Genomic DNA, 24,289 nt, shown 5'->3' with positions numbered 1-24,289 from the left:
AGGAGCCTGACCTGAAGCGGGCCCTGGGAATGAACGCGAACCATGACGGCATCGACGGAGCCCGGAAGGCTCCCTAACCCGGAGGACGGACCCCACAGTTCTAATTGTCGCCAACCATCAATTCTAATTGACGTCAGACACAGCCCAATCTGACTAGACCCACGCAGAGCTAACCCCATGAAAAACTGACGAATCGGAAGAACCATCCTCGTGATGGATCGGCATAGCTTCGCCTGTTCCGGTAGCAGAGTGGTAGCAAAAAAGTGTCCGTGAGATAGATTATGGCAGAGGGCTTGAAAGTTACGCCTGAATAGGTGTAGGTAGAGGTGAAGGTGGTGGTGTGGTTAAGCATGCAATGAGGAAAGGGAGCTATGGCGAAGTTCACATTAAGCGGTAAGCAGTATGACGTTGAAATGAAGGATGTGGAAAACGCAATGAAGGGAGTTGAGCCAGGAAAAATTCAAAAGTATGCGGTCCAGGTCGGCAAGAAACTGTATCCGATCAAGCATGTTATTGCAAAGACGCTCAAACTCACCTCAGCGGATTTCACATCTCATGATGCCTATAGAGCTCTTAGGGCTATAGGTTATCCAATTTCTTGCTATGACTAGCTGTATGAGCCAGAACTCATGGAAGGAACGGTCATGTCTTCTCTAGTGTTAGAACTTCAACATGAAGCAATGGACCCGCAGGTCAACGTGACGGATCTTCTCCGAAAGGCTCTTGTTGTTGCCACTAAGTTGGATCTAAATGAATTTCTGACCTGGATCGAACACGAGCTGCGGGGATACGAAAACACTCCGCCACCTTATCGGCATGTGCAGGGTGAGGTACAGGTTAACAACCCATACCATGGATGGCAGCCCGTAATTTTTGAAGACCCTGAGGCAGCAAAGACATTCTCAGAAAAACCCATCGGTCAGGCGATTGGGGAACTAGAAAGTCTATTAAAAAATGGAAAAGGAATTTTGTATGTTCCTCTCCCCCATGAATTGGTTCTCAGGCTGTCGCGTAGCACCTTCGGTATGCCACCTGCGTTCATTGTAGGCCGAGCGTCTATCTCCGGCATAATTGACGAGGTCCGAAACGTCATACTTGAGTGGACGCTCAAGCTAGAAAAGGACAACATTCTCGGTACTGGAATGACATTTTCGAAGCAAGAGAAAACCCAGGCAAGTTCGACGACCTACAACATCGAGAACTTTACGGGGGTTATGGGAACGGTTCATGCCGATGTTCTCCAGATTGGGGACTACAACAGTATCCACGCGGAACTGAAGCGCCTTGGCATTCCTCAAGCGGATCGAAGTAAACTTGAAACCATCATGGACCAAGTGAAGGATGCGAGAGGGAAGGAAAAATCCAGCTTGATAAAGGATGGCGTGGATTGGGTACTTGAGCATGGCCCCCAACTCGGCGCTTTGGCCGAAACACTTCGATACTGGTTTCAATCCCAGTGAGGCTGAGCCAATGAAACAACGGGGCTTCTCATCTCAGAAGACAGGCAGGGAGTTGAGAGGCAATGCAAAGCAGAACCGGCGGTTTAGATAACCGAAGGCCTACTAAAACAGATTGATAATCAAGGTGCTACAAACTCTGCTACCACAATGCTACCAAGGAAGATGAGGGTGGTACTGGGTGAGCCTGCCGGGAACGCGCTACAGGCGTCGCTTGCGAAATATGTTTCAGACGCGTGCCCGGTGCGTCAGAGTCCCTTGCCGTATTTCTGCTCGTGGAGTTTTTTGGCGCGGGAGATCCATTGATCGCGGGTGATGCGTTCGGGAAGCGTTTCGAGTTGGTCTGCAATCTGTTTCAAGTTCGTGGCGTCCCACTGCGCGATCTGTCGGAACGTCACGATGCCCATGTTGTTGAGGGCTCGTTCGAACGCCGGTCCGATGCCGCGAATTTCCGAGAGGTCATCTTTCTCCGGTGAGCTAGAAGAGACGGGCGGGACGATCTGTAGCGTCAGTTGATCGCCGGTCGGCTGGATCGGGCGTGGAGCGACACCGCCGTCGGTGCGAATCCTGAGCGCGGCCCGGACTTCGACGAGCCGCTTCCGGAGTTGGCTGATTTCTTCTTCCTGTTCATCGACCATTTTTGCCTGCCCCGCGAGCGTTCGCTGAACGGACTCGATGGAGTCGATGCGTTGCTGCAAGGCCGCGATGTGCTCGTCCTTTTCTTTGAGCCGTTGCTCGTGAGCGAGCCGCTCTGCCTGACGTTCATCGACGTCTCTTCCGCTGTACTGCAATGGCGCCCTGTCGGATTGATGGAGCTGTTCGAGTTCGCCGAGGCGGCGGTCCCGCTCTGCCAATTGCCGTTCGATGTCATGAAGCGCGGTTCGGTGCTGCGTCTCCCGTTCACTCAGTTGCACTTCGAGCCAATGGACGCGTCCTTGTGCCGGCTCCAATTCCTGGATTCTCGCCTGGAGTCGATCGGTCTCTTCGGTCTCTGATGGGCGCTGTTCCAAGGCCGCAATGCGTTCTTGCAAGGGCGATAGTTCTTCCGCCTTACGCGCCAGGGCCTGTTGCGTCAGTTCAAGCGCGGCATGGGACTGCAGAAGTGCGTCTGCTTGCACAACGGTTGCGGCTTCGTTCTCCTTGACCTGCAAACGAAATGCGGCTAATTCGGATTCCATATCTGACCGGCACTGTGTGGCTAATCGGAGTTCTTCTTGCACGGCATGGAGCCGCGCGGTACATGAGGCGAGTTCCTGTTGCGCCGATCGCGCGAATGCGTCCGACGTAGTGAACTTGCTTTCATAGAGTTGGACAGTCGAGGCAGTGGCCTCGAACTCAAGCTGAGCCAATTCCAACGCCTGTTCTTTGACCTGCACGGTATTGAGAAGATCGGAGAGCTGTTGTTGCACCTCTTTCACCGACAGACGCTGTAAGAGCCAGACAGTGACCCCGCCGATGCCCGCGGCGACGAGAAGGCACCCCAGCATTTGGCCGAGCAGCATAGTCATAGGTCGGACTGTCCTTTCACGCGTAATTCGATACGCCGGTTGCGTTGGAAGCCGGCCCTGGTCTTTGCCACTGAGAGAGGTCGTGAGGCGCCATAACCGACGGCGGTGAACTGGTTCGCGAGACCGTGGCTGATAAAATAATGCCGCACGGCATCGGCGCGGCGGCGACTGAGCTGTACGTTATAGTCTGACGCGCCATACTTGTCCGTATGACCTCCGATCTCGATGATGGCCCGGGGGGCCGTACGCAACACAAGGATCAAGCGGTCCAATATGGCACGACTGCGCGGGGGCATCACCGTCGTATTGGAATCAAACTCAATGGAGGAATGCGCGAGAATTTCGTTCAACTTCTGTTGCAGTACGGGCGGGACTGGGGAAAGTGGCTCCGCGAGGATATGTTCCTCCAGCGCAAGTCCTGTTTGCGCAAGGGGAGCCATGTCTTGCAACAGGGAGGCCTTGGTCTGTTCGTTGTCGACCCGGCCGCTAAGGACCACCGAGCGGCCGTCGATGATGATCGAGCCATGTTCTGTCATCTGTCCCAGGACGGGAAGGATCTTGGAAATGGGGACGGCCCAAGCGGCAGGACCCACGTTCGGATCCACGGCCAATTGATCGACTACGCGACCAGATTGCGCGCCATAGAGCTCGTGGGCTCGTTGAAGGATGATAGTTTTACTGGTCTGACTGGGAAGCGAGCCACGGAGGGTCAGGATGCCCTGCTCTACCCGTGCATGCAACATTGCGGGGGAGAGGGGGCCCGTTGCGGCTGGCGGCGTCAGGTGGCGCGGCAGACAGACCATAGCAAGGAGCCCGAGTGCAACGGCACCTGCGACTAGGATCACGGCACGCATCATGAGTCAACTCTGGGCTGTAGGTAGGTGGCGGGACTCATGAACCTACCATACTGAGAGAGCGCATGCCAGGCAGGATTTGTGTGGCGTATTCATCTAACTACGCCGGATAGCGTTGGAGTGAGCCGCGATGTGTTGCTCCTCGATGCTGAGGCGCCATTCCTCTTGTAAGGCGGGTATTCATTTGTTATTCTTCGCCCGCCTTTCGATTCACATAATTTCTATCGATCGTTTTCCAAGGAGAGATCTATGGCCGGCATCAAGCGGGCACTCATCAGCGTATCAGACAAGACCGGTGTGGTGGAGATGGCCAAAGGTCTCGCCGCGTTAGGCGCCGAGATCCTTTCAACCGGAGGAACGGCCAAGGCGTTGCGAGAGGCCGGATTGATCATAACGGATGTAGCGGCCTATACCGGCTCACCGGAGATTCTCGACGGCCGCGTTAAAACATTGCACCCCAAGATTCATGGCGGGTTACTCGGCCGGCGTTCGGTGCCGGCCCATGTCGAGCAGATGGAGAAGCATGGAATCGGCCCCATCGACGTCGTCGTGGTCAACCTCTATCCGTTCGAGGCGACGATTGCGAAGCCGAACTGCCCCTTTGAAGAGGCCATCGAGAATATCGACATCGGCGGACCGTCGATGCTGCGCTCTGCGGCTAAGAACCACGAAGACGTCTTGGTCGTCGTAGACCCGGCCGACTATCAGCGCGTGCTCGAGGCGGCGAAGGCCGGAGCGGTATCCCACGAGTTGCGGCGAGAATTGGCGATGAAGGTCTTCCAACATACGGCGCGCTACGACAGTCTGATCGCCGGATATCTGGAAAAACAGGTACAGGGCAGCGAGGTCAAATTTCCTCAAATATTGTCCTTGCAGTTCGAGCGGGCAGAGATGCTGCGTTACGGGGAGAACCCCCATCAGCAAGGCGCGTTCTATCGAGAGCTCCATTCGGTCGAACCATCGGTATCCCGGGGAACGATCCTCCATGGCAAGGCGATGTCGTATAACAATTTCCTCGACGCCAATTCGGCGCTCGAGCTGGCGAAAGAATATGATGAAATCGCCGTGGCCATTATCAAACATAACAATCCCTGCGGCGTGGCTTTGGGTGCGACGCCCGTCGAGGCCTATGTCAAAGCCCGTGAGACCGACCCTATCTCGGCATTTGGCGGCGTGATCGCATTCAATCGCCCCGTGGATTTGGCAGCCGCGAAGGAAATTACGTCCACGTTTGTGGAAGTGGTCATTGCACCAGGGTTTGCACCGGATGCTCTGGCCGAACTCAAGCGCAAGAAGGATCTGCGGTTGCTGGATGTCGGGCCGCTCACGAAGGTGAAACAAGAGGGCTTCGATCTCAAGAAGTTGGTCGGTGGCTTGATCGTACAGGATCGGGATCTCGGCACTTTAACCGATCTCAAAGCACTAAGCGTCCCGACCCAACGTAAACCGACGGATGAGGAATATGCGGCCTGCGCGTTTGCATGGAAGGTCTGCAAACATGTGAAGTCGAACGCGATCATCTATGCGAAACCTGGGCAGACGGTGGGGATCGGGGCCGGTCAGATGAGCCGGGTCGATTCGGTGAAGCTGGCCGTGATGAAAGCGCAGATGCCGATCAAGGGTTGTGTGATGGCCTCTGACGCATTCTTTCCGTTCCGGGATGGACTCGATGCCGCCGCGCAAGCGGGGATTACGGCGGTCATTCAGCCGGGCGGCTCGATTCGCGATGCCGAAATTGTCAAAGCCGCGGATGAGCAAGGCTTGGCGATGATAATGACGGCCATGCGCCACTTCCGCCATTGACGGATGTTGAAACCGGCCTCCAGCTTCGTTCTCGGCTTGGCAAAATCCTCAACGTAGCCAGAGGCTACGCCTCCGGGTTTACCTTCGCCTGCGGCCTTGCTGGACGGCTGGTTTGAACATCCGTTTCGCATGTACTGCCCCATGAAACAGCTGAGGAGTCGAGGGTGAAGATTCTGGTCATCGGGAGCGGAGGTCGCGAGCATGCCATGGTATGGAAGCTCGCCCAAAGCCCCCGCAAGCCTCAGCTCTATTGCGCGCCAGGCAATGCAGGGATCGAATCCCTCGCGACCTGTGTGCCGATCAAAGTCGACGATATTGCCGGGCTGAAAACATTCGTACAATCGGAACAGATCGATCTGACGGTCGTGGGGCCGGAAGCTCCGCTTGCGTTAGGCATTGTCGATGAATTCCGTAAATCCAAGTTGAAGATATTCGGACCGACGAAGGGTGCCGCCAGGATCGAGGCCAGTAAAGTTTTTTCCAAAGAAATCATGGCCAGCGCGAAGATCCTCACGGCCAAGGCGCAAAGTTTCGACCAGGTCGCTCCGGCCTTAGCCTATCTCGATCAACATGAACTTCCAGTCGTCGTGAAGGCCGATGGCCTGGCGCAGGGGAAGGGCGTAGTGGTGGCGACCACCCGTGAGGAGGCCAAGCAGGCAGTCCGCGACTCATTGGAGCATGCGGTATTCGGTCAGGCCGGTCAGCGCGTGTTGATCGAGCAGTTTCTTGACGGTGAAGAACTGACGATCATGGCGTTCACCGATGGCCGGACAGTGGTTCCGATGCTGCCGGCGCAAGACCATAAACGAGTCGGGGATGGCGATACGGGGCCGAATACTGGAGGCATGGGCGCCTATTGTCCTGCGCCGCTCGGCACCATGGCGCTGCGCGAGCAGGTCACCAAGCAGGTGCTCTATCCCGCGATCGAAGCCATGTCTCGGATGGGCTGTCCATTTCAAGGTGTGTTGTATGCCGGGATCATGGTGGTAAACGGGATTCCATACGTCTTGGAGTTTAATGCCAGGATGGGGGACCCAGAAACGCAGGTCGTGCTTCCGTTGCTCAAGACTGATTTGCTAGAGGTGATTGAGTCCGTGGTGGAACATCGGCTCGATCAGCTCACAGTGCATTGGCATGACGAGACGGCCGTCTGTGTCGTCATGACATCTGAAGGCTATCCCGCTGCCTACCAGACCGGTCGACCAATTCATGGATTGCCTGCCACATTAGAAGCGACAGCGATGGTGTTTCATGCCGGGACGGTACGAAAGAATGCTGATGTCGTCACGGCTGGGGGACGGGTGCTGGGCATTACTGGGTGCGGAAAGACTCTAGCCGACGCGCAAGCGGAGGCCTATCGGGTGACCAGGTCTATTGCATTTGAGGGCGCGCACTATCGGACGGATATTGCGCATCGTGCGTTCGCCCGCCGTGCGTCACGCTGAATGGGACGGATGGTTCCTGCCATGCCAGCGATCGCGTATTACAAAGCCGCCACCGTTCCGGCGCTGGCTGATCGAATGCGTTGCTTGCTGGGTCAGAGTGGACTGCTTGCCCTGCCGACGGAAAGTTTCTACGGACTTGCAGTCGACCCTTTCAACGAACGGGCCCTCGCTAAATTATGGGAGATCAAGGGCCGGTCTGAGGGAAAACCGATTTTGCTCTTGATTGGAGAGCGATCTCAGTTAGAGCCATTTGTGCAAAGCGTTCCCAGGGCGGCCACCGTATTGATGAATGCGTTCTGGCCCGGGCCTCTCACGATCGTCTTTCCTGCCGCCGTGGGGCTTTCCGATATGGTCACGGCGGGATCTGGCTCAGTCGGCATCCGTCAGAGTGCCTGGCAACCATTGGCCGAGCTCTTGCGTCGAGTCGGGCCTGTGACCGGCACCAGTGCCAATCGTGAAAGCTTGCTGCCGTCACGCACGGCAGAAGATGTCCAACGCAGCCTAGGGGACGCAGTCGATCTGATCGTCGATGCGGGACCGACCCCTGGCGGGAAACCATCCACCGTGATCGATGTTCAGGGCCCGATTCGCATCGTTCGTGAGGGAGCCATTGCACGCGAGAGTATCGAGCGCCAGTTAGCGGCTCATGGTCTGTATCTCGACGGGGAGAGTCGGTGAAGTTCGTCGTAGCAGTTCACACTGAAAGGAGCCTGCAGATGGGTCACACATTGATGGTGCGAAACGTGGTGGCGGTGGCCACCATCACCTTGTTTTCAATCGGTCTATCCGGGTGCGATTACTGGCCCCCGGCGCTCCAAACACAAATAGAGCAAATCCGCGCAGAACTCCAGAGCGCGACAGTGGAAAAGACCCAGCTGCAAAATCAACTCGCCTCGATGACGAAAGTGAGAGACGATTTGCAGACACAAGTGGACGACCTCTCCCGGCAGAATCGCGATAAGTCTTCGATGATCAGCGGCCTTCAGAATAGTTTGGCTGCTGCACAGGAACGGCTGGCGAAGTCATCGAAGTCCGCATCCACGAAGGCGGCTGCAGCCAAGACGCCCTCGAAAGTTGCACCGAAGGCACCGGTTAAAAAGAAACATTCGACCAAGGCCATACACTAGCCTCGCTCGTCTCCGCTGCCTACTTGGCAGCGGAAGACGATGGCGTGCTCGTGGTGGTGCTCGTTGAAGTTGTTGCTGCCGTGCTCGAAGGGGGGCTTGCCGGCGCGGCCGCTGGGGCAGGTGCCGGAGTCGCGGGAGCTGGGCTTGCGGTCGTCGATGGCTCAGATGTGTTCGCCGCGACTTCTTTTTTCTCCCCGGTCTTGGGTGCCGGCGCTTCGCTTCCTGAGGATGGTTTCATTTTATCGGAGTAGTCTGTTACGTACCATCCACTGCCCTTGAACATGATAGCGGGCGATGAAATCAGTCGCTGCACATGCTTTCCGCACTTCTGACAAGTGGTTAGAGCGTCATCCTTCATGCTTTGCTTTACTTCAAACCGATCCGCGCAGCCATCACATTGATATTCGTAAATTGGCACGATTCATTTCCTCCTGCTAGAGCAACAATCTGATGAGATCACGTTGAGGGGCCCTCATGCTGAGGGACGCTCCCTGGCTAGGTGAGCTGTTTGAATGCCGCGTCGAGACGATCCATGCCCTTAAGAATCGTCTCCATGCTGGTCGCATACGACAGTCGAATATGCTGGGGACTTCCGAACGGCTCTCCGGGAACCACGGCGACCTTAAACTCCTGCAACAAATAGTTAGCCAGATCGGTCGGAGTGGAGAGTACTCCACTTGGACTCCGCTTTCCGAGCAGTCCACTGACATTGGGAAACGCATAAAATGCTCCGCTGGGCATGCTGCAACGAACACCCGGCATGGCATTGAGGCGCTCGACGATCATACGCCGTCTCCGATCGAACTCCGTCACCATTTTTTTCGTGAATGCCTCGCCATCGCGTAAGGCCGCGACGGCGGCTTTCTGTGAAATGGAACAGGGGTTGGACGTGCTTTGGCTTTGAATGTTCGCCATGGCGTTGAGAAGCTCTTTGGGGCCTGCTGCATAGCCAATCCGCCAGCCGGTCATGGCATAGGCCTTTGACACACCGTTGATCACAACGGTGCGGGCGGCGACTTCCGGTCCAAGGGCTGCGATGCTCGTATGGGTCGCTCCGTCGTAGAGAACCTTCTCGTAGATCTCGTCGGAAATCAGCAGAAGATCACGGCGTACGGCCAACTCGGCAAGCCGTTCAAGCGTCGCTCGATTATAGGTTGCGCCGGTTGGATTGCATGGACTGTTGACGATAATCGCTTTGGTCCTTGGTGTGATCAGCCGTTCCAATGCCTGCGCGTCAATGGCGTAGCCATCCTCCTCACGGGTCTGCAAGAACACCGGCGTGGCATCGTTCAGCAGAGTTTGGTCGGCATAGGAAACCCAATAGGGAACAGGAATGATGAGTTCATCGCCTGCTTCCAGAAGGGCTTCGGCCAGGTTGTAGAGGGAATGTTTGGCGCCACAGGAGACCAATATTTGAGACTTCTCGTACCGGAGTCCTTGCTCAGCTTGCAACTTGTCGATAATCGCCTGGCGCAGTTCATCAATGCCGGATGAAGGCGTGTACTTGGTAAATCCGGCACGGATTGCGGCTTCAGCCGCAGCTTTTACCGGTTCTGGTGTGTCAAAGTCCGGCTCTCCGGATGAAAAGTCGGCCATGTCGATTCCACGGGCGGCCATCGCCTTCGCGGTGGCGGCCAGGGCCAAAGTGGGAGAGGGGGTAATTCGCCCCACACGTGCAGCAAGCTTCATGATTTTAAACTCCTGATTCGTTCCTGCAGCTGGCGTGCAACTTCAGGATGCAGAAACTCCATGAGCGGCCCGCCGTGAGTCGCCACGTCTTTGATAATGGTTGACGATAAATACGAATATTCTTCGCTGGGCATGAGAAACACCGTCTCGACCTGCTTGGCGATTTTTCGATTGATGAGAGCCATCTGAAATTCATGTTCGAAGTCCGAGATGGCCCGCAATCCACGGATAATGGCATGGGCGCCATAGCGCAAAACATAGTCCACCAGCAGGCCATCGAAATGGGTCACTTCGACCTGCTTCATATCTCTCGTCACGATCCGGATCATGTCCAGCCGTTCGGTCAGAGTGAAGAGTGGGTGCTTGGCTGGATTCGGCGCGACGGCAACCACGACGGTATCAAATACCTTCAGGCTTCGGGTGATGATGTCGGTATGCCCGTGGGTAATGGGATCAAAGGTTCCTGGATAGATGCCAATTTTCATGCGGATGACTCAGTTGATGCTGAAGGAGATACCCCATACAAATACAGTGCGGTGTCGCCATACACATACCGCCGCACAAGCTCCGCATGGTCGATCGATGCAGACAATGGCGTACGCGACTCGTGTTCTATCATCATCGTGGATTCTTCCGACAACAGCCCTGGTTTCCAGACATGCGTCAGGACTTCGAACTCATCATGAGCCGCATAGGGTGGATCAGCAAAGAGGACGTCATAGGGACCCTGCCACCAATCTTTCCGCTCGAGAAAGGTCGCAGTCCGCTCCACACATACGTGGGCTCGGTCAAGGAGCTGACAGGCTTGAAGGTTTTTTCGTAGCAGTTGCACAGCCTTAGGATCTGACTCCACAAACGTGACGGCTGCAGCTCCTCGGCTGAGCGCTTCAATACCGACGGCTCCCGTACCAGCATACAAATCGAGAAAACGGCACCCTAGCACCTGGGCCCCTAAAATAGAAAAGAGAGCCCCGCGAACCTTATCTGACGTGGGACGGAGTGCTGTCCCCGCTGGCCCACTCAAGCGTCGACCTCGGTGGGTTCCGGCAATGATACGCATAATTTCAGGTGAGAGTCATTGTAGAAGCAGATGAATCTAACATAGCGTTTTTGAAGGGGTCAAGGTGAGTACTGCGGGAGCAATATGCGATACTGACAAGTATGATATGGCCCGAAACGGCTAGTGCGCGATCTGTGAGAAATGGAAGGATTTTGACGACTTTTACGCCGAGGGGTATACTGACCGGCGGTACTGTGGCGGCACGGATTCGTGCCACGGCACATCATGGTGGCGATATCGGCTCAATAGCTGCGGCGACCAAGATGGTCGAGCCACCGACGTGCCAAGCTCGTTGATCTTAGCGACTCTCCACAGTAGATTGCGGGACCTGAGCGGCCAAGCTCTTCCGCCGATTATTTGAAATGGTGCGATCGATGATCGCGCCGCAGTTGATGCATTTCCAGGCATAAAATATTAAAAAGAAATCAGAGAACCGCTCCAACATCATGAGACCTTTACACTTTGGACATTCCATCGAATCCTCCCGGTGTGATGTGTACTGCTGTAGGCTTGACAAAGCAAGTACTACACCAATTTGTCACTGTACGTAATTTCAACATGTTAGAGGCTACGTATTTGTCACGAAGGGGACACTGAGCAGGAATAGCCGGTACAAAAACGTTCGGACTGTCACTTTTTGTCCAGGGAGGATGAATGGCCAGCAAGAAAGCAGGGCATGGCATCACTCAATGGCCCGAAACAGAACGACCCCGTGAACGATTATTAGCTCAAGGTCCACAGATACTGACCGACGCCCAACTATTAGCCATTCTTCTTCGAGTGGGTCGTCAGGGGTATTCAGCCGTACATGTTGGAATGGAAATCCTTGATCGGCTCGGTGGTATGGCTGGACTGGCACAATGTGGGATCGAAGAACTCTGCGCGATTCCCGGTGTTGGAGAAGCGAAAGCGGCTCAATTAAAAGCCGCGGTTGAGCTGGGGCGACGTGCCCTTGCTGGCCCCCTGATAAAAGGGACCAAAATTACCTCCAGTCGTGACCTCTTCAACCATTACCATCCCACCTTGCGTGATCTGCGTCACGAAATCTTCAAAGTGGTGTTACTCGATGCCAAACATGCCATCTTGCGTGATGCGACGGTCTCGACCGGTAGCCTGACCCTCAGCATCGTCCATCCACGAGAAGTTTTCACCCTCGCGGTCAAAGAATCTGCGGCAGCAGTCATATTTCTTCATAACCATCCCAGTGGAGACCCGACACCAAGTCAGGAAGATCGAGCTCTGACGGCTCGATTAGTATCGGCAGGGGAAGTGCTCGGCATTCGAGTCCTTGACCATCTCGTCGTCGGCGATGGGCGTTATGTCAGTTTTGCCGATCAAGGTTGGCTGGCAGACCATTGTGCCGACGCATGAGCGAAAGGGGAGTTATTGTGACGTAAGCAAGCCATTGCATGTCCGGAAGTATACGACTGACTTCCGGTATTCCAAAGGAGGGCCCCATGAGCGAACGACGCAAGGAGTCACTCAGAAATGTCGTCCTGATCTCGAGTGCCGGTGCCGGGAAGACCTCGCTGGCTGAGGCCATGCTCTTTACCGCCGGCGCAGTGCCTCACCTCGGATCTATCGTACAAGGCACGACCGTCTCGGACTTCGAGCCGGAAGAATTACACCGACGTGGTTCCGTGAGTACCAGTCTTCTCCGTTGTTCCTGGAATCACACCACCATCAATCTAATCGATCCTCCCGGCCTGCTGAACATGCCCGGGGAAACGGCCCTGGCCTTGCGGGCGGCGGATGCTGTGATTCTGGTAGTCGGCGCTTCATCGGGGATCCGGAACGACCTCACTAAAGTCTGGTCTCGCATTACAGCCCTCGGCTTACCCTGCCTTCTATTCCTCAACGAAATGGATCAAGACGATGTCTCCCTCGAGGGGATTGTCGCAATGTGTCAGCGCGATCTTGGCATCCTGCCATTACCGATGTCGCTGGCTTATAGGCGCGGTACCCAGCTAGAGGGGGCGCTGGATCTCCTGCAACAGCGCATCATCATTTCGAGCATAGACAGCTCCACGATTCAGCATCTGGCAATACCTGAACAAGTAAGGGCTTTGGTAAAGGACGCACGGAAGCCTATTCAGGAGGCAGTAGCAGAACGTAACGATCGTTTACTCGAACAGTACCTCGCTGAGGAAGAGTTGACGCAGGAAGACCTCATGAGTGGACTTCGCCTCGCCGTCCAGGCAGGCACGATTGTTCCGCTCTACAGCGGATCCGCGATCAAGAATAGCGGGATCGTTCCACTCCTGAATGGGATCGTCGATTTTCTGCCTTCGCCAATGGACCGGGCGTCGAACGCTCCGCTGGAAGGACTGCATCCAGATACAGGCGAAACGGTGAGTCGCCATGCCGTTCACGAGAACCCATTTTCCGGGATCGTTTTCAAGACATTGATCGATCCGTTTGTCGGCAGGCTGTCCTATCTGCGGGTCTTGTCGGGGGTGCTCCATGCAGACTCGCCCGTCTTCAATAGTTCTCAGCGTAGCAAAGAGAAAAGCGGACATCTGTACTGGGTGCTGGGGAAGAGACATACGGTCGTGCCTTTGGCCGAAGCAGGGGAGATCGTAGCCGTTGGGAAACTCAAGGATACGCAAACCGGCGACACGCTCTGCGATGAACATGCGCTCATCTGTTATCCGAAGACGGTGCTTCCAAAACCTGTACTGTCCTTTGCGATCGAGCCGAAGACGAACGCCGACATTGAAAAAGTCAGTCTCGGGCTGCATAAGTTGATCGAAGAAGATCCGACGCTTGAGTTTTCGCGACATGCCGACACGAAGGAAATGGTCTTGAGCGGGATGGGTCAGATACACATCGATCTCGCGCTCGAAAAATTGCACCGCAAATACGGTGCGGCGGTGACCCTCCACGTGCCGAAAATTCCCTATCGGGAAACCATTCGCACGACGTCACAGGCGCAGGGTAAATATAAGAAACAAACCGGAGGACATGGCCAGTATGCAGATTGCTGGCTGGAACTTTCGCCTCTGGCGCGAGGGGAGGGTTTCAAGTTTGAGAGCAAGGTCATAGGCGGAGCGATCCCACGAAACTTTATTCCGGCTGTGGAGAAAGGGGCGGTCGACGCCATGCACCATGGAAGTCTTGCGGGATTTCCTCTCGTCGATTGCCGAGTGGCCGTGTACGATGGGTCGTATCATCCCGTGGATTCCTCAGAGATGGCGTTTAAGATCGCCGCGTCGATGGGGCTCAAAAAGGCTGTCGAATCGGCTCATCCTGTTTTATTGGAGCCGATGATGACAGTGGAAGTCGAGGCGCCGGCGGATCACATCGGTAGCGTGATCGGGGACTTGAATGCGCGTCGAGGGCGCATTCTCCACGTCGAGGCACGAGACCAGATCGAGCAAATCACGGCTCTTGTCCCAATGGCAGAGCTGCTGACGTACTGCACAGCCTTGAACTCACTCACAGCGGGACGGGGCAGTTATGCGATGGAATTCGCGCGATACGACGAAGTGCCTCACGAGCTCGCAGTTCAAATCATTGAGGCACAGAAAGCAGGGACTCACACGGCCGCGCAGTAATTGATCAGGGATCGGTCGATTTGAGCACCACATAGAAGGCGCGGCCCTCTCGCAGCATGCGGAGCAGGACGGTTTCGCCCCGCCGCACTTTAGAGACCGCATTACTGAATTCTCCGACCGATCCCACATCGACACGGTTCACTTCTTTGATGAGATCACCCTCGTGAAGCCCTTCCGATTGGGCAAGACTGCCAGGTTCCACTTTCGTAATCAGCACCCCACGGCTTTCCCGCAGTTTGAATTTATCGGCGAGGCTCGGCGTGAGGTCTTGCACATCGAGGCCTAACTTGACATCGGTACGAGCGTGAGGAAGCGACGTCGTGACCGCGTGGTCTCGACGTTCAATGAGGGCGACGTCTAGGACCAGCCGCTGTTGATCGCGGACGACTTCAACCTTCGCCGTGGCGCCCGGGAGCAATCCTGCCACGACGCGCGAGAGCCGGCTCGGCGTGTCGATCAAGGTGCCGTCGATACGAGTCAGGATATCGCCTGGTTTGATGCCAGCTGCGGCAGCTGGATCCTTCTCGAAGACTTCGTTGACCAACACCCCTTCGCCTTCGTTCACGCCGAACTTGCGTGATAACTCCACCGTGAGCGGCTGGATGCCGACGCCTAACCAACCACGTGTGACCCGCCCTTGACTCACTAATTGCTCCATCACTTGCTTCGCCATGTTCGAGGGAATCGCGAACCCGATCCCTTGGGCGAAGTTAATAATGGCGGTATTGATGCCGATGATTTCACCGCGCAAATTAAACAGCGGACCGCCCGAGTTGCCGGGATTGATCGAGGCGTCCGTTTGAATGAAGTTTTCATAACGCGAGAGATTGATATTCTCCCGTCCGATCCCGCTGACCACGCCGAGGGTGACCGTTCGATCGAGTCCGAACGGGTTCCCGACAGCAAGGACCCATTGGCCCACGCGCACAGCCGACGAGTCCCCGAACTTCGCGCTGGGGAGGGGATGGGTGGCGGTCACTTTCAGGACGGCCAAGTCTGTATCCAAATCCTTTCCAACGACCTGCGCAATCAACTTGGTAGAGTCGGAAAAACGGACCTCAATTTCCGTCGCATCGCCGATGACATGGCTATTCGTAATGATGTGCCCTTCGGGATCGATGATGACACCGGAACCCGACCCCGATGCATTCGGCACGCGTTCTTGAGGCAATTCTCGACCACGTCCGGCTCCAGACAAGGGAATAAGATTGACCACTGAGGGTTTGGCCGATTCGGCCAGATCGGTAAAGACGGTTTGAATTTCTTCCAGTAGGCGGAGGCCCGGAGAATCGGTCGACTTTGGCGCGACGGACCCAGCGGCGAAGGCTGGATGGAGGTCAAGCCAGGCTAAAAACACAAGGCCGATGACGATGAGCCGTACAAGCATGATCCTGCACCTCTCCTTTCAGAGATTGTACATGATGGAAGCGGGAGAAGCCTACTCGCTCTCTGTGATTCACGCCGGCACAGAGGAAGGGAGCGTCGACTTACGCCGATTGAGCATGCCGAACAGGAGTACACGATGAAGCCACTTTGGCGAGATCACCCTGCAGTCCGATTATGACCAGGACATCATTGACGCGAAGGATGAGGGTATCATCTGGCGGTACGAGAAATGGTCCACGAAGGACCGTAACCAAACGAATCGATACAGGAAGCGCCATCTCGGCGAGCGTCTTTCCGATGACTGGCGATCCCTGGACCAAAGGAAACCGTTCAATGGCCGCAGTACGAGTATTCAGGTCCTGTTGCAGGGTCAGAAGCTCATGGTGGATCGTCTCCTGTTTGAGCTCACGGATACGACTGTCGACGCCAAGCAACGTTCGTTTGAGCTGCTGAATGCGTTCGCCAGCCTGATTCAGGAGACGTTCCAGTTGATCGGATGGGAGGGTTGACTCATGACTGAAGGGAGGTCGTCTAGCGCACAGCGTCGCAATCTGATGTCCGAGCTCACCCTGAACCTGTTCGATTTGGCTTAGTAAGCTCGAGGCCTGGCTATGCAAGCGTAGCACTTGCACCTTGCGGTTGACTCGCTCAGCAATGGCCAACACGGTTTCATAGAGTGCGCTACTTGTGATGGACAATTCTTGTTGAATACGGCCAAGGAGCTCAAGCGACATTCTTGAATATCTCCTACGTCTGATAAGAACTATTATGTAAACTCATACGCTGATCGATATTATCGCTCTCAAGCTGTCCTGTCTGGGGAAGTAAAACTCTTGTCTATCTCGAAGTAAAACTGTTGTCACGAGCCTCTTGGTCTGTTTTTAACAATAGAGACATCTATGCTGGTCCTATCTACCAGATCGACTCAGCTAATTCATTGGCCGCTGGCAGATCTTCGAAACCGTCCTGCCAGCCCTGAGCCATGAGAAAACGGCAAAATTCATCGATATGGTTTTTGATTCAACTACTGACTTGCCAGTAAATCTTGGACAGATTGACAAATAATTCCCGAACTCTATGAAAAACATTTCTTACCTTAACATGCTATACAATACAACTCGCTGGAAGTCTTGTTAAAGGATTGGTCGAGGTGTTTCGGTGCGACTCCTAAGAATGGATAGTCAGCGCGCCACCACCAGTGAAGCCAGGTGCATCCTGTTTCTGTCTTATTTTCTAGCGTCCATTCGACTTTCCGACCGGCCGCAACCTGCCATACAGGAAATAACAGCCGCCCCTCGCCGTGCATTTTCCTAGCGATATGCAGGCATCGATGATAGCTCTGGAGGCATTCTAACGCAAACAATCGAGAAGCTGCCACAACGGGCAACTCGGGCGGAAGCCAATCGCATGAAATACGAGGATTTTGATGCCACAGCCGTCGTTGCCGTGAGAAGAGTTGCTGCGGGACTTCAATTTGCTCCCAAAACATTCTCCACAGAAGGTAGGCATACGCATAGTGGCATATTCCGGTGACCTCCACTTCTCGGTGGACCGCATTCCACCAAAGTCTTTTACCGACACTACGAATACAGTGCCGATGGTGTTTGAGGATTGATCGCTCCAGATGTCGACGAAATGTCCGGTAGATTTGAGTGGCACCGGTGTCGTCTAGCCCGAGCTGGTTCGACAATCCTAATCGCACAATTGGCAACTTAAGATGCGCGACAGGTATACGCTCGGTGCTGAAATGTTGAGGGACTGGACATCCCATGAGATCGGCCCATCGATGCGGCAAGCTACGGACGTTCTCAGATAGACCACGGGCGTCATAGCCGAAGCGGGTTAGTCGCCACAGATCTGGTTCCACAGTTGGCAACTGGCGTCGTCTGGTTAGCCAGTCATGCGCTACTCGTAGCAATGCGGTTCGTTCGTTTGACACATCAGCGTTTGGAACGAACGGCTTCTCTGGCTGCCACCAGCTTTTCCCACATCCATGGCAACCAAAGGTTGACGTAAAACTCTCTTTCGTCAACAGATACAGCGGTAACTGAGCGTTACAGTCTGGACATGACGTAATAAGTGAAACCTTATGGTATGGGCATGTGGCAACAAAGGCTAGCTGGTAGAGAGTCGCGTGGAACCCTTCGGTAATGCAGGCCGGGCAAATTCTCCATTGTAAGCTTGTCAGGGCTTTTGTTTCTTGTCCCCGAAGGTATGATATTGCGACGGTTGTATGCATGGCCTCCGCTGACATCCGAAAAGCCTGTGCCAAAGCTAATGGATTCAGGGCACCGAATCCATAAAGGTCCCTGTCACCGTTAGACCAGTTTTGAAGCTTTTCACGTTTTATCCCGACGCTGAAAGTCCGCTGAAGTTCCCGCACGGTAGAGACGTTGGCGAGCGCAAACTTGCGCAAGAGAGAATAGAGTGATTCGTATGGATGATTCCATTGGGGGTTCCAGGTAAAGCTCGCTTCGCTCATCAACAACGTGTCCTCCTTTTGATATTCATGCAGAGTCATAAATACCGGCCCGCATCGCAATATCCTGACGCGACGATCGCTTCTTTCCACTGATTGAGGGATAGCTTTGCGACATCATCGTCTAAGTTTGAGAACTTCCTGAGGGCATATTCAATGCTCCTCGCGACATATTGCATAGGAAGTTCGGCTTTTCCTGGCAACTGAGTTTCGGTCCGTATTTCCTGAAAGGCCTCCCACAGCGTCGTGCTCTGCACGGCGAGACGCCATCCTTGTTCAAAGGCAGATGGGAAAAAGTATCGCGTAAAGGACCATCCGCTTTGCGCAGGAAATTCCGACCCTTCGTCGTATCCACGAAGACAGTACTTCAAGTCTTTCGCGCTCTGGATGCCGTCGAAATGGTGATGATGAACCATGAACCGCCCCACAATCTGCTTCTGTTTGGCCTTGTCGAACGCATCCCGTTGATGCACCAACTCAGGTTGACCAACGAGAATCATAGTAGGAGTGATGTCTTTCCGCTCTAATTCGTTATAGAGATCAACCAACCATTTATAATGAAACTCTCGTAGTTTCTGGGCCTCATCAGCAATTAGCACCAACCGTCGATGATCCGTTTCTGCAGCCCGATGGCAGAGATACTGGATCAGACGTGCACGCCTTGCCGTCGCAGTGCCGCTTCGACTCATGCCGTGTCCAAGATCATCCAGAATGTCACCGAAGAACACGGAATCAGATGGAAACCGGTAGTCCCTACAGTCAAAGGAGAAGACGGGAAAGTTGTCCCCATAGATATGCTTCAACTCTTTGATGGAAAATCTGACAGATCTTGTCTTGCCGAAGCGTTGCGGCCCTTCTACCATGGCCCCTGGTGCCCGCATATCGAGCCATCGCCGAATGTCATCGCAGAGCCGTGCCAATGGCGGAGTTGGGAGGAGATATTTCCCTGTATAGACAGGGTGGGCCCCTTCGGGAACACGAGGCCTATTGGTAGTGCTGGACTGAGACATGTCGACTGCTCCTTTCGAGGCGGGTTAATACAGGAAGGTGGTCCGCGTGACTGGTGAGTCAGAATCCGATGACTCCTCCTCTCGCGGAGTAGCAGATGGTAGTGTGAGCATGAGCGTTGGCGGGGGTGTCGTCTCTAGTGCGGTTTTCACTTTCACATAGCGGCTGCGTGCTTCTTTACTGGTTGCCGCATTGTGTGACAGATAATCCATGTACACATGCATCGGATCGTCCTGATCCGTGTAATGGATCAACTTGCGGATGCGAAGATGATTGATGGCTTTGCGTGCTTCTAAACTGTGAGGGGTACGTCCCCATAGGCCATGAGCGGTGAGTACACCAAATTCCTGCCCACTCGCGAGGAACGCCGTGATACATCGAAGGTCTTCCAGATCGATACGAAGAGAGAGTTTCTGCCCGATCAGATCTGGACTTCGACGGAGCACGTCATTGGAATAGCGCACACCTTCAAACTCAACATATGCACATTTTCCATGTTTAAGACTCCCCTGGATTGTACGGAGGGCCGGCACGCCCAGCAGGGCGAGGTTTGACCGTAGATGTTCCGATAACGTCCGCGGGAGCAATGATGAGTCGTTGACACAATAGGCCAGGCGCTCCAAAGGAGAACATCCGAGACTGCTATGTGGGGCGCCATTATATTGCGCAATCATGACGTCGGTGAGTTGCTCGAGGTGTTCGAATTTAATGTGATACCGCAAGGCCGCCTTTTCCGGGTCATTCCTCCGCGGATCTTTTGGCCCGCTTCCTGTTGTCGATGGGAGACGATGATAGCCGTTCTCCTCCAACGTCTGAAAAAACCGTTCAATAATACTCCGACGCTCGGGCGCATTGACCGGCCCCGCATTTACGGCGCAGCCAATGGTACGCGTCAAAGTCGTCCGTACGGCCTCAGCAAGATTTGCTTTTCCGTTGTCCATCCAAAATTCGTCCCAGACGGCCCAGACATAGTCTGGAAGAACGGCCGAAGGAAAACCGCCACCTTCAGGATAATGAAGCCCACTGATCGTAAGGTCCATGCGTGTCCACGGAAGGACTGCGCGCTTCACACACCGCAACACGTCTACCTGCGAATATTCTTTACTGATACAAATCACGTATCCCAAGACTGCACGCGAAAACACATCTTTAATCAGTAAGATCCACAAACGATCAAGCGTGAGGATTTGTGTCCCTCCGGATGGATGAGGGAGTTCGATGGTAAAGAACGCATCGATGCGATGCCCATCAAATTGAGTTCGTTCGTAGGGTCGTCTGACCATGTTGGCGTCCCCTCCTCCATCTAGGCTTAGGCGTCGAGCTGCATCCTTCCCATATCGGGCCTTCGCAGCCTCCTGGAGATTCTGCTTCAGCAGTCGACGCAAATAACTGCCCAGCGCCCGTCGGCCCCGGTGGTTCATATTCAACGGATAGTCCCCAGCGGTTAGCCCCTTGGCTTTGCACGCAGCAATGAAGCGTTTATGGATGGCTTTCACCTGAATGCGAGACTCCTGCACCACCTCTTTAGGGCCTTGTTTAAGAAACAGTTGATCCACAGTTTCTCGGATGCTCGGATGGCAATCAAATAAACGCATGAGCGCACCGGCCGCACCGCCCTTGTGCTGATGACGCGACTTTCTCACTTCTTGAGTGCGTATATAGGGTTTCTGGTGCTGATGCTGAAGCAACGCACGAAACCCCCAAATATTTCCGTCTGAGTGAAGCGTCAAGCAGCGTTTGGAAAGGCGCAAAATTTCTTGTCGTGAAAGCTTTACTTCACTCGTAATCAATTGCATCGAGCGGCCCTCCATGTATGCTCGGACCGCCCGATCACGTGTTTCATACCGCTCTACCGCCCTACCCTCTAATCGATTTGTGTCGACAAGAGGCCAAGTCGAAACGTCTCGATGCTGAGCAGAAATAGCTTCCCGGTCATGCCGCAACTGGGTTTCCATTCATCCTCCGGATTTCGAGTGCTCCGTTGAGTGGGCACGTATCAAGGGGGGCGACCACTTCGCCCTGGTGCAGGAGCTGGAACACAATAAGACGAGCCATCTGTGGCTGAAGAGGGAAACAGGCCTGTTCCAACTCAGCTAACCGCCAAACTGAACGTCCAGCGATGGTTGAAATCACATTGTCCCGCTCAGGCACATCATTCAATCTCGCAGCTGAAGCTAGATGTGCGAGCACGCATTTCCAATTCGTCAGATACAGGGGATTCGCCCGTATCACCAGGTCGGTGACGACACGGTGGTTGGCACCCGCAAGTGCACACCAGGTTTCCTGTCCCAAAATCTGACGGGTACGTTGTCCGTTCATTTCGAGTCGCTCAAGGTCCCGTGCGTACTTAATCTCTTGATATTCTTCACGACCATCCCTGAATCGGACAAACATATCTGGAATGGTTTGAGTATCGTGCCCCGCAATCTTTATTCGGATACGAACCGGCGCCTCACAGAACCAAATAATTTGCGGGTTGCTTTCAACAAGCACCCAATTGTCTCGTTCAAGATTGCTGTATAAGTTTACGTCGCGTTTGAGTTTGGGGCTGTACACAGTCCAGTAGTTGCTCCCATAACATCCACGGGGCTGCTTCCATACCGGGCTCTGAAGCGAAAATGTCTGATCCACGGTGTTTCCTCATGATGGTTGAGAATTTCTGACTCTCTATTAAAGGTATGCTAAACTGACGGCGGATTTTGACGGGCCAAACGCAAATAAATTTTGCATACTGTTCTTGCTGACCACTATTGAGCTGTTTTTCACCAGGTTATGCGTCTCTGACTGTCCTTGATTGCAACACTCGCAGACAAGCAGAAGGTCCTTAGGTCACTTTCCGACGTGGAGCTCAATCAGCTGCGCCGATTTGCGTATCGGCGTCTTCGGAAATGTGCAGACGGTCTTTCACTGCCAGATTTGGCAGAATGGGATCTGGTTAACGATGCCATCATTAAGATGCTGGCATCCAATGATCGACCATGGGATCCAGATCGTGTCAAAGTTGTACCGTACCTCTGCGGTGTGATCAGAAGTATGACCAGCAACGAGGTTGCGACACAGGTCAATCATCGGCCGGAGTACCTCAGGGGGGAAGCTGCAGAAAGTGCACTCGCCAATTACCCGTCTTCTATAATGGCTCCAGATGGTGAACTTGAGGCGCGACAAGAGAAGGAATGGCGTACCGCTCTTAGCGTGAAATTCTATGACATGCTTGATCAGGATCCTGTGGCGGCTGAGCTGTATGAGCTGAAGTGTCAGGGCTTGAAGGGGCCAGCAATTCAACAGAAACTGAATATGTCAAAAAAAGAATACGTCAGACGAGACCAGCGATTGCGTCGTGTATATGACAGCATGAAGCAATTGAAAGCACAGGGGAAAAATGATGAGTAGAGCGAGGAGTATATCGCCCGAACAGGTCGAGCAATTCTGGAATATTTATGCCGACGATGTGCTGGATGCATCAGACGAAGACATTATCGAGGCCACTCGTCGTGACGGGGACGATCCAGCACTCATTGCCCAACGCGGAAGGGCTGTCATTGAAGAAGCCATCCGGCGACACGGGACACGCTTGCGAGAGCAGGCGCGCCAATCCTATGAAGTAACACGACAGGACTTAGAGCGTGCAACCCCTCTTCTCCCACGCCTCTATAAGGACAAGATTGCGCTAGTCAAGGCGTGTCTCACGAAACACCATCTTCTGCGCCATGCCATGGCAACGGCCCATTATCGTGGATTTAGCCATCTCACAAACAAAGATTTGGATAGTTTCCTTCGACAACTCCACCATTTGGGGCTGCTGGAGCAAAAAGCGAAACAGGATTAATTCCCAGCTCATGTCCACTGAACCGACACGCTACAGAAATCCTGACACGTTGCTGCAGGAGCTAGGCATTGCGAATCCTCAAGAGATCGAGATTGAGACCGTAGCCCAGCATTGCGGAGCGACTATCGTCTATGAACTGCTGGAAGGCTGTGCGGGGCGTGTAATTGGCAATCGAGACCGTGCCATCATTACAGTGAATCGGTCAGCTCGTCTTGAGCAACAACGATTCACAGCGGCCCATGAACTTGGACACTGGATTTGGCATCGAGGCAAGGTGGCATTGATCTGCGACCATGATCAACTGACGCGCGAATGGACCGGGAACAATAAAGAAGTGGCCGCGAATCGCTATGCGGCCGAACTGCTGATGCCGGCCTATCTGTTCCAACCTATGGCGGCAGGCAAGCCGATTACGTTCGACACGGTCAGAAGCCTTGCAAAACAGTTCCACACCAGCCTGACGGCAACGGCTGTTCGGTTGGTCGAGCTGGCAACGAGTCCCTGCATGGCAGTGTATTCAACGCGTGACCGCCGGACGCAATTCATCCCCAGCGCGGCCATGAAAGCAGCTGAACAATGGCCGCGACGGACGCTTCGACCTGAAACCGGTGCGTACGGGTTGCTTCATCGAGAGGATGAGCCTTGTGGCCCGGTGACACTCCCAGCGTCAGTTTGGTTTGGAGGAGAAGAGGCCAAAATTGCGCAGGTCATAGAGGATTCGATTCCTGTCACCACCCACCTTGTTTTGACACTCCTCTCCTGGCAGGCTCTGTCGCCGTCAGCGAGTCAACTGTCGTCCGTTTAATTCAGTTTGATGGGGAGAGAAGAAAGGAGCCTCTCTTGGGCGCCATCCACGCCATCACAATTCTGATTCTTTATGTCGGCGATGACAGACAAGACAAGAAAATTACTTTGGGGACGGTCTGGAAATCGGTGTGCTATCTGCCGTCTCGAATTGGCCATTGATGCCACTGCAGGTGATGACGCATCGCTTGTCGGCGAAGAGTGCCACATCGTCTCTGGTCAGACTACGGGTCCACGACATCTGTCTTTTCTCTGAGAAATTCAAGAAGAAGCTTCCGATACCAAT

General features: G+C 54.3%; 22 protein-coding genes and 1 pseudogene. 12 read left to right on the top strand and 11 right to left on the bottom strand.

What is annotated here, in order from left to right:
* Positions 1-371 precede the first annotated feature (371 nt).
* Together Q8N00_02155 and Q8N00_02150 are read left to right on the top strand one after the other, a co-directional pair.
* Positions 372-611: a hypothetical protein gene (locus tag Q8N00_02155; GenBank protein ID MDP2381586.1), complete on the top strand. Its 240-nt coding sequence runs from the start codon at positions 372-374 to the stop codon at positions 609-611.
* An 18-nt stretch (positions 612-629) separates the two neighbouring features.
* Positions 630-1,460, top strand: a complete 831-nt coding sequence (locus tag Q8N00_02150; GenBank protein MDP2381585.1) for a hypothetical protein — start codon at positions 630-632, stop codon at positions 1,458-1,460.
* 245 nt (positions 1,461-1,705) lie between these two features.
* Here the strand turns inward: Q8N00_02150 and Q8N00_02145 are convergent, their stop codons facing one another.
* Both Q8N00_02145 and Q8N00_02140 read right to left on the bottom strand, forming a co-directional pair.
* Complete coding sequence (locus Q8N00_02145; GenBank protein ID MDP2381584.1) at positions 1,706-2,965, bottom strand: hypothetical protein; 1,260 nt, start codon at positions 2,963-2,965, stop codon at positions 1,706-1,708.
* Positions 2,962-3,810 (bottom strand): OmpA family protein, encoded by an 849-nt coding sequence (locus tag Q8N00_02140; GenBank protein ID MDP2381583.1) that lies wholly within the window; start codon positions 3,808-3,810, stop codon positions 2,962-2,964. Before Q8N00_02140 ends, Q8N00_02145 begins: the two co-directional genes overlap by 4 nt.
* A 258-nt stretch (positions 3,811-4,068) precedes the next feature.
* Between Q8N00_02140 and purH the strand changes: the two genes are divergently transcribed.
* The 5 genes from purH to Q8N00_02115 all read left to right on the top strand — a co-directional run bounded on the left by purH (position 4,069) and on the right by Q8N00_02115 (position 8,445).
* Positions 4,069-5,622, top strand: a complete 1,554-nt coding sequence (gene purH / locus Q8N00_02135; GenBank protein MDP2381582.1) for a bifunctional phosphoribosylaminoimidazolecarboxamide formyltransferase/IMP cyclohydrolase — start codon at positions 4,069-4,071, stop codon at positions 5,620-5,622.
* 164 nt (positions 5,623-5,786) lie between these two features.
* Positions 5,787-7,067 (top strand): phosphoribosylamine--glycine ligase, encoded by a 1,281-nt coding sequence (purD, locus tag Q8N00_02130; protein ID MDP2381581.1) that lies wholly within the window; start codon positions 5,787-5,789, stop codon positions 7,065-7,067.
* Between the two features lie 21 nt (positions 7,068-7,088).
* Positions 7,089-7,745 carry an L-threonylcarbamoyladenylate synthase gene (locus Q8N00_02125; protein MDP2381580.1) on the top strand — a complete coding sequence of 219 codons (657 nt, stop codon included), beginning with the start codon at positions 7,089-7,091 and terminating at the stop codon, positions 7,743-7,745.
* A gap of 38 nt (positions 7,746-7,783) precedes the next feature.
* Positions 7,784-8,194 (top strand): hypothetical protein, encoded by a 411-nt coding sequence (locus tag Q8N00_02120; protein MDP2381579.1) that lies wholly within the window; start codon positions 7,784-7,786, stop codon positions 8,192-8,194.
* Positions 8,195-8,217: 23 nt separating this feature from the next.
* Entirely contained in the window at positions 8,218-8,445 is a 228-nt protein-coding gene (locus Q8N00_02115; protein MDP2381578.1) for a hypothetical protein, read from the top strand.
* A 26-nt stretch (positions 8,446-8,471) separates the two neighbouring features.
* Here Q8N00_02115 and Q8N00_02110 read toward each other — a convergent pair.
* From Q8N00_02110 to rsmD, 4 genes and pseudogenes are all read right to left on the bottom strand, one after another.
* Positions 8,472-8,612 (bottom strand): annotated as a pseudogene (locus Q8N00_02110) (zinc ribbon domain-containing protein).
* Positions 8,613-8,689: 77 nt separating this feature from the next.
* Complete coding sequence (locus Q8N00_02105) at positions 8,690-9,883, bottom strand: pyridoxal phosphate-dependent aminotransferase (protein ID MDP2381577.1); 1,194 nt, start codon at positions 9,881-9,883, stop codon at positions 8,690-8,692.
* Entirely contained in the window at positions 9,880-10,368 is a 489-nt protein-coding gene (gene coaD, locus Q8N00_02100) for a pantetheine-phosphate adenylyltransferase (protein MDP2381576.1), read from the bottom strand. The genes Q8N00_02105 and coaD overlap by 4 nt, the downstream gene beginning before the upstream one ends.
* Complete coding sequence (gene rsmD / locus Q8N00_02095) at positions 10,365-10,943, bottom strand: 16S rRNA (guanine(966)-N(2))-methyltransferase RsmD (protein MDP2381575.1); 579 nt, start codon at positions 10,941-10,943, stop codon at positions 10,365-10,367. The genes coaD and rsmD overlap by 4 nt, the downstream gene beginning before the upstream one ends.
* Positions 10,944-11,597: 654 nt before the next feature.
* On the opposite strand from rsmD, the gene radC reads away from it, so the two are divergent.
* Positions 11,598-12,314, top strand: a complete 717-nt coding sequence (radC, locus tag Q8N00_02090; GenBank protein MDP2381574.1) for a DNA repair protein RadC — start codon at positions 11,598-11,600, stop codon at positions 12,312-12,314.
* Positions 12,315-12,400: 86 nt separating this feature from the next.
* Positions 12,401-14,500: an elongation factor G gene (gene fusA, locus Q8N00_02085; GenBank protein MDP2381573.1), complete on the top strand. Its 2,100-nt coding sequence runs from the start codon at positions 12,401-12,403 to the stop codon at positions 14,498-14,500.
* A gap of 4 nt (positions 14,501-14,504) precedes the next feature.
* Here fusA and Q8N00_02080 read toward each other — a convergent pair whose 3' ends face one another.
* The 5 genes from Q8N00_02080 to Q8N00_02060 form a co-directional block, all read right to left on the bottom strand.
* On the bottom strand, positions 14,505-15,887 hold the full coding sequence (locus Q8N00_02080; protein ID MDP2381572.1) for a Do family serine endopeptidase: 1,383 nt from the start codon (positions 15,885-15,887) through the stop codon (positions 14,505-14,507).
* Between the two features lie 100 nt (positions 15,888-15,987).
* A complete protein-coding gene (locus Q8N00_02075; GenBank protein MDP2381571.1) occupies positions 15,988-16,620 on the bottom strand; it encodes a TrkA C-terminal domain-containing protein in 633 nt (210 codons plus the stop codon).
* A gap of 1,783 nt (positions 16,621-18,403) precedes the next feature.
* Positions 18,404-19,375, bottom strand: a complete 972-nt coding sequence (locus Q8N00_02070) for an ATP-binding protein (GenBank protein ID MDP2381570.1) — start codon at positions 19,373-19,375, stop codon at positions 18,404-18,406.
* A gap of 24 nt (positions 19,376-19,399) precedes the next feature.
* Entirely contained in the window at positions 19,400-21,169 is a 1,770-nt protein-coding gene (locus Q8N00_02065) for a hypothetical protein (protein MDP2381569.1), read from the bottom strand.
* 136 nt (positions 21,170-21,305) lie between these two features.
* Positions 21,306-22,004 (bottom strand): hypothetical protein, encoded by a 699-nt coding sequence (locus Q8N00_02060; GenBank protein ID MDP2381568.1) that lies wholly within the window; start codon positions 22,002-22,004, stop codon positions 21,306-21,308.
* Positions 22,005-22,163: 159 nt separating this feature from the next.
* Between Q8N00_02060 and Q8N00_02055 the strand changes: the two genes are divergently transcribed.
* The 3 genes from Q8N00_02055 to Q8N00_02045 are packed head-to-tail and all read left to right on the top strand — an operon-like array spanning position 22,164 to position 24,004.
* On the top strand, positions 22,164-22,763 hold the full coding sequence (locus Q8N00_02055; protein MDP2381567.1) for a hypothetical protein: 600 nt from the start codon (positions 22,164-22,166) through the stop codon (positions 22,761-22,763).
* Positions 22,753-23,199, top strand: coding sequence for a hypothetical protein (locus Q8N00_02050; protein ID MDP2381566.1), 447 nt, complete (start codon positions 22,753-22,755; stop codon positions 23,197-23,199). Before Q8N00_02055 ends, Q8N00_02050 begins: the two co-directional genes overlap by 11 nt.
* A gap of 10 nt (positions 23,200-23,209) precedes the next feature.
* Positions 23,210-24,004 carry an ImmA/IrrE family metallo-endopeptidase gene (locus Q8N00_02045; GenBank protein MDP2381565.1) on the top strand — a complete coding sequence of 265 codons (795 nt, stop codon included), beginning with the start codon at positions 23,210-23,212 and terminating at the stop codon, positions 24,002-24,004.
* Positions 24,005-24,289 lie beyond the last annotated feature (285 nt).

Source organism: Nitrospirota bacterium, from assembly GCA_030684575.1.
GTDB lineage: Bacteria > Nitrospirota > Nitrospiria > Nitrospirales > Nitrospiraceae > Palsa-1315.
Note: the sequence above shows the minus strand (reverse complement) of the source record. Positions and strands in the feature narration are given on the sequence as shown.

Excerpts from the sequence above, each read along its gene's own strand:
- Q8N00_02105 (MDP2381577.1), bottom strand. The coding sequence starts at position 9,883 with ATGAAGCTTGCTGCACGTGTGGGGCGAATTACCCCCTCTCCCACTTTG.
- Q8N00_02050 (MDP2381566.1), top strand. The coding sequence starts at position 22,753 with ATGATGAGTAGAGCGAGGAGTATATCGCCCGAACAGGTCGAGCAATTC.
- Q8N00_02155 (MDP2381586.1), top strand. The coding sequence starts at position 372 with ATGGCGAAGTTCACATTAAGCGGTAAGCAGTATGACGTTGAAATGAAG.
- Q8N00_02080 (MDP2381572.1), bottom strand. The coding sequence starts at position 15,887 with ATGCTTGTACGGCTCATCGTCATCGGCCTTGTGTTTTTAGCCTGGCTT.
- Q8N00_02120 (MDP2381579.1), top strand. The coding sequence starts at position 7,784 with ATGGGTCACACATTGATGGTGCGAAACGTGGTGGCGGTGGCCACCATC.
- purH (MDP2381582.1), top strand. The coding sequence starts at position 4,069 with ATGGCCGGCATCAAGCGGGCACTCATCAGCGTATCAGACAAGACCGGT.
- Q8N00_02070 (MDP2381570.1), bottom strand. The coding sequence starts at position 19,375 with ATGTCTCAGTCCAGCACTACCAATAGGCCTCGTGTTCCCGAAGGGGCC.
- Q8N00_02075 (MDP2381571.1), bottom strand. The coding sequence starts at position 16,620 with ATGTCGCTTGAGCTCCTTGGCCGTATTCAACAAGAATTGTCCATCACA.
- Q8N00_02150 (MDP2381585.1), top strand. The coding sequence starts at position 630 with ATGGAAGGAACGGTCATGTCTTCTCTAGTGTTAGAACTTCAACATGAA.
- Q8N00_02145 (MDP2381584.1), bottom strand. The coding sequence starts at position 2,965 with ATGACTATGCTGCTCGGCCAAATGCTGGGGTGCCTTCTCGTCGCCGCG.
- rsmD (MDP2381575.1), bottom strand. The coding sequence starts at position 10,943 with ATGCGTATCATTGCCGGAACCCACCGAGGTCGACGCTTGAGTGGGCCA.
- coaD (MDP2381576.1), bottom strand. The coding sequence starts at position 10,368 with ATGAAAATTGGCATCTATCCAGGAACCTTTGATCCCATTACCCACGGG.
- Q8N00_02125 (MDP2381580.1), top strand. The coding sequence starts at position 7,089 with ATGCCAGCGATCGCGTATTACAAAGCCGCCACCGTTCCGGCGCTGGCT.
- fusA (MDP2381573.1), top strand. The coding sequence starts at position 12,401 with ATGAGCGAACGACGCAAGGAGTCACTCAGAAATGTCGTCCTGATCTCG.
- Q8N00_02045 (MDP2381565.1), top strand. The coding sequence starts at position 23,210 with ATGTCCACTGAACCGACACGCTACAGAAATCCTGACACGTTGCTGCAG.
- radC (MDP2381574.1), top strand. The coding sequence starts at position 11,598 with ATGGCCAGCAAGAAAGCAGGGCATGGCATCACTCAATGGCCCGAAACA.
- Q8N00_02065 (MDP2381569.1), bottom strand. The coding sequence starts at position 21,169 with ATGCAATTGATTACGAGTGAAGTAAAGCTTTCACGACAAGAAATTTTG.